Source organism: Pseudomonas caricapapayae (assembly GCF_001400735.1).
Lineage (GTDB): Bacteria > Pseudomonadota > Gammaproteobacteria > Pseudomonadales > Pseudomonadaceae > Aquipseudomonas > Aquipseudomonas caricapapayae.
On the sequence record NZ_LJPW01000025.1, the window covers coordinates 1 to 4,898 of the forward strand.

5 protein-coding genes and 1 pseudogene are annotated in these 4,898 nt (G+C 60.7%); 4 read left to right on the forward strand and 2 right to left on the reverse strand.

Annotation, left to right across the window (positions count from 1 at the left end):
- The 4 genes from ALO80_RS03575 to ALO80_RS03590 all read left to right on the forward strand — a co-directional run.
- On the forward strand, positions 1-590 hold a 590-nt coding region (locus ALO80_RS03575; RefSeq protein WP_144434200.1), incomplete at its 5' end, for a phytase.
- A gap of 55 nt (positions 591-645) precedes the next feature.
- Positions 646-1,356 carry a protein TolQ gene (gene tolQ, locus ALO80_RS03580; protein ID WP_055007966.1) on the forward strand — a complete coding sequence of 237 codons (711 nt, stop codon included), beginning with the start codon at positions 646-648 and terminating at the stop codon, positions 1,354-1,356.
- Positions 1,357-1,365: 9 nt separating this feature from the next.
- Positions 1,366-1,812 carry a protein TolR gene (gene tolR / locus ALO80_RS03585; protein ID WP_055007967.1) on the forward strand — a complete coding sequence of 149 codons (447 nt, stop codon included), beginning with the start codon at positions 1,366-1,368 and terminating at the stop codon, positions 1,810-1,812.
- A complete protein-coding gene (locus ALO80_RS03590; RefSeq protein ID WP_055007968.1) occupies positions 1,809-2,648 on the forward strand; it encodes an energy transducer TonB in 840 nt (279 codons plus the stop codon). Before tolR ends, ALO80_RS03590 begins: the two co-directional genes overlap by 4 nt.
- Positions 2,649-2,689: 41 nt before the next feature.
- Here ALO80_RS03590 and ALO80_RS32415 read toward each other — a convergent pair whose 3' ends face one another.
- Positions 2,690-3,535 (reverse strand): methyl-accepting chemotaxis protein, encoded by an 846-nt coding sequence (locus ALO80_RS32415; RefSeq protein ID WP_371904933.1) that lies wholly within the window; start codon positions 3,533-3,535, stop codon positions 2,690-2,692.
- A gap of 15 nt (positions 3,536-3,550) precedes the next feature.
- A pseudogene (locus tag ALO80_RS32420) lies at positions 3,551-4,687 on the reverse strand (HAMP domain-containing protein); the annotation flags it as partial.
- Between the last annotated feature and the right edge of the window lie 211 nt (positions 4,688-4,898).

Below are 4,898 nucleotides of genomic sequence, written 5' to 3' on the forward strand. Positions count from 1 at the left end.
CCGCCAGTGGCGAGCTGTATGCCTTTGCCAATGGCAAGGACGGCAGCTTTCTTCAGTACCGGCTCAGTGCGCCGGATGGCAAGGCGAAAGGCGAGCTGGTACGCCGCTTCAAGGTTGAGACCCAGCCGGAAGGCTGCGTTGCCGATGATCAGCGTCAGCGTCTGTTTCTCGGTGAAGAGGACGTTGGCGTGTGGGAAGTCGATGCGCGTGCCGACCAGCCTGCGACGCTTTCCAGTGTGATCAAGGTGGGCGAGGCGGTGCATGCCGATGTCGAGGGGCTGGCGCTGTATCAGAGCGACAGACACGACTATCTGGTGATTTCCAGTCAGGGCAACGACAGCTACGTGGTGGTCGATGCCGAGCCGCCCTACGCATTGCGAGGCGCGTTTCGGGTCGGTCTCAACGCGAATGAGGGCATTGACGGCACCTCGGAAACCGACGGCATCGAAGTGACCTCCATGAACCTCGGCGGCCCCTGGAGCAAAGGCATGCTGGTGGTTCAGGACGGGCGCAAACGCATGCCCGAGCAGGCACAGAACTTCAAGTTCGTACCGTGGGCCGAGGTAATGAAAACCTTGAAGCTGCCGTAAGTCGTTTGTCATCAAGCGGTGCTAATCATTCGTTCCATTACAGAGGACTATCCCGATGCACGCCACCCTCGAACACATGACCGTCTGGGGCCTGATCAGCGATGCCAGCCTGCTGGTCAAGGCCGTGATGCTGATTTTGCTGCTTGCCTCGCTGGTCAGCTGGTACCTGATCATCCAGCGCAGCCTTGCACTGGGCTATTACGAGCGGACGCTGGATGCTTTTCAGCAGCGCTTTCGCGGTGAAGCCGAGCTGGCACCGCTGTACGCCGAGAGCCGTTCGGCTCAGGAGGGCGCTGACGGTATCGAACGCGTCTTCAACGCAGGTTATGCCGAGTACGTGCAACTCAAACCACGCCCCGGCATCGAGCCTGACGTGGTGCTGTCAGGCGTCGAACGCGCATTGCAGGTCGCCATCAGCGAGCAGGAACTGCAATTGGAAAAAGGCCTGCAGTTTCTCGCCACGGTCGGCTCGGTCAGCCCTTACATCGGCCTGTTCGGCACGGTCTGGGGGATCATGAATTCCTTCATCGGCCTGTCTCAAGTGCAGCAGGCCACACTGTCGACGGTCGCGCCGGGTATTGCCGAAGCCTTGATTGCCACGGCCATCGGCCTGTTCGCCGCCATTCCTGCCGTTATCGCCTACAACCGCTTTGCTGCGCGTGGCCAGACGCTCACGGCCCGTTACTACAGCTTCGGCAATGAACTGCAGGTGCGCCTGAACCGCACCCTGCAAGGCCTGACCCGCAACATGGCCGCTGCGGCCTGAGGACTTGTCATGCTAGTCAAACCGCAACGCAAACATGGTCCGAAAGCCGAAATGAATGTCGTGCCCTATATCGACGTGATGCTGGTGCTGCTGGTGATTTTCATGGTCACTGCACCGATGCTGACCCAGGGCGTGAAAATCGAGTTGCCGAAAGTCGCCAGCGAAGCACTTGCCACCGACACGCGGCAGCGCATCGTGACCCTGTCCGTCAAGGCGCAGGGCGGTTATTACTGGAACCTGGGCGATACGGTTGACACTCAGGCGCAGACCGATCAAGCCGCAAGCCTTGAAGACATGCAGGCGCGCATTGCCCGACTGGTGGCCGAGCGCAAGGATACGCAAGTGTTCATTCGCGCCGATGACAAGGCTGATTATGGCCGGGTAGTCGCCGCCATGGCGGCGCTGCAACGCAGTGGTGTGACGCAACTGGGGCTGGTGACCGAGGCACCGCAATGAACGCCCTGGCCCTCGACTATCACCCACCGCGCCGCGAATGGGTGAACTGGCCCTGGCTGCGCAGCAATGGCCTGGCCGCTGCTGTCGCGCTTGCCCTGCATGGTGCGTTGCTGGGCGGCCTCATGCTCGGCTGGAGCAGCCTCGACGCACCGCCCGTGCAGACCAGAACTCTGACGACCCAACTGCTGATTTTGCCGCCTGCGCCTGAGCCCGTTCCAGTCGTCGCTGCGCCGGTTGTCGAGCCTGTTCAGGTGCCGCCACCTGCACCGGCCTCGTTGCCGATCACCCCGCCAGTGGAGACTGCGAAACCGCAGGCAGAGCCGCAGCGTCAGATCGAGCAGGCCGCGCTGGCCCGCAAGCGCGTTGACGAGCAAAAGCGCGAGCGCGAACAGCAACAGAACGCCCAGCGTCTGCGCGAAGCCGAGCAGCACAAGCAACAGGAACAGCAGCGGCTGGCCGAGCAGCAACGTCAGCAGGTTGAGCAACAGCGTCAGGCTGAACAGGCGCGTCAGTCTGCCGAGCGCGCCCGCCAGGCGCAGCAATCAGCACAACAGGCTGCCGCTGACAGCAGCCAGTATCAGCCGCTCACCAAAGAGGCTCCTGACTATCCTGAACGGGCTCTGGACAAAGGCATCGAGGGTGATTGCACGGTTGTCTACGACGTGTCGCCGCAAGGCACGGTGGTCAATCCGCAAGTGCAGGGTGCCTGCCATCCACTGTTCATCCGTCCGTCACTGGCGGCTGTCCAGACCTTTCGTTATCAGCCAAGAATCGTCGACGGCAAGGCGGTGACGGTGTCCGGGGTGAAGAACACCTTTCACTACCGGATCAAATAGAAGCCGGGCCTGACGCATGCTGCGGCAGGCCCGCACAGCTTTTAACTGACCTTGAAGCGTTGTACCAGGGCAATCAGACGAGTGTTGGACTCGGAAAGGGCAGCGGTGCTGCGTTCGTTGCTGGAGCCCCCTTCGACCAGTTCTTCGACAATGTGGCGCACGGCAATGATGTTACGACTGATTTCCTCGGACACCGCACTTTGCTCCTCGGCCGCTGTTGCGATTTGCGTGCTCAGGTCGTTGATTTGCAGAACCGAGCGGGTCATGTCGTCCAGGCCGCTTGTTACGGCTGTGGTTTTGCCCGCCGTGGTCTGGCAGCTCTGGCGGGTTTTTTCCATCGCGGCTACTGCGGCGCTGACGCCTTGTTGCAGGCTGCCGAGCATTTCGTTGATCTCCGACGTGCTGGCCTGGGTGCGAGCGGCGAGGGCGCGGACCTCGTCAGCCACGACCGCAAAGCCACGACCCTGTTCGCCAGCGCGTGCGGCTTCAATGGCGGCGTTGAGCGCGAGCAGGTTGGTCTGCCCGGCGATTTCGCCGATGACCGCCAGCACCGCGTTGATACGCTTGGCATCCTGCTCCATCGACTGCACTTTGCTGGTGGCTGAATCCACCTCGCTGATCAGCGCGGTCACGCTGTCCGAGGCGTCAGCGACCACGGTTTTGGACACCTGCGCGTTCTCGTTGGCCGACTGAGTGAAACTTGCCGTCTGCGCCGCACTGCGGGCCACTTCGTCGGCAGTGGATGACATCTCGGTAATCGCGGTGACGGCCTGGTCGGTTTCGTTGGCGTGGCGGATCAGAATGGCGTTTGTAACGCCCGCCTGGCTGCGAAGTTGCTCGATACCGCTGGCGATTTCGCGAGTGGAACTGCTCACGTCGAGCATCATCCGTTGCAGGTAGGCAATGAAGTTGTTGACCGACTCGCCCACCTGATCCACTTCATCGTGCCCTTTGACGGCAATGCGCCGGGTGAGATCGGCATCGCCGGCCGACAGCGTGTCGATATTGGTTTTAAGCACGCTCAGGCGGTTCATCAGCGCGCGCAGTGCGACAATCATCAGCACCAGAAGCACCAGCACCATTGGGATCTGCAACCAGGCCAGGGTCTTGAGGACGGTTTCGCTCTGGCTTTTCAGCAGGTCGGTGTTTTGCGCGACTGCCAGCAACCAGGGCGTTCCAGCCACTGGCATCAGAAACAGAGTCGATTCTTCACCGTCACTGTTCTGGTAGGTCAGACGCGAGGTACCCGTACCTTTGACGGCGAGTGCCGACTTGATGCCATTGATGAACGGCGATTGCGCCGCCAGTTCGGAGACATTGCGCAATACGATCTTGTCGCTGCTGCCCGGCACGTTGGAAAGAATCTTGCCATCGGCTTCGATGATCATGATCCGACCGTGTACTTCCTGTTCCTTGGCTTCAACCAGCTTGTTGAAAAAGCCCAGCGTCACGTCGATGGTCGACACGCCCCACGGCTGGCCGTCCTTGGTAATCGCCATGGCGCAATTGGTACGCGGTTCCGGGCTGGCGGCATCCTGATAGGCGGGCGCCCAGGCGCATTGGCCAGCAGGCGAGTTCAAACCGCCTTTATGCCAGCCCTGTTCGAAATAGTTGAGCGACTCAGGCGAGTTCCAGTGGGTGTTGACGATCAACTTGCCCGACGCATCGCGGTGGTAGAAGGTGCTGTGCTTGGCACGGCCTGGCGTGCGCACGTTCGGCAATGGCCAAATCCCGCCGCCAAACACCTTGGCTTCGCCGTACTGATTGACCATGAACGGCAGCAGGCGGTCGATATCGTCACTGGACAGTTGCGGCACCAGTTCGGTGATCACCCGCGCCTGCGCCTGTACGCGGGCCAGCTCGGTCTTGATCTCATCACTGATGTCGGCCGCCTTGGCGGTCAGCATGTTTTCATCGTTGGCCGTAAGCCTTGGAGACACGAACTGACCGATGCCATAAACCGTCAGAACAATGACCAGCGCCATGAATCCTACGAAGGTTGCGGTGTAGCGAGCTTGTACTGTCTTGAGCGAGGCCATTTTTTTGTTATACCTGAGCCGTAGGAAGGGGACTGCCTAGTTCAGGTGTCGGCTGGGATAGGTGTTTCTTGATGTGTCATAAGCGCCAACTTCAGTACGATCAGATGAGCCTGGCGTTGAATGAGGCTGCCTGCAGAGCGTCTCGTGGCGGGTGCCAACGCGGACTGAACGAAAATAGAGGTGTTCTGCCCGCTTCTGGCTTCTGGCTTCT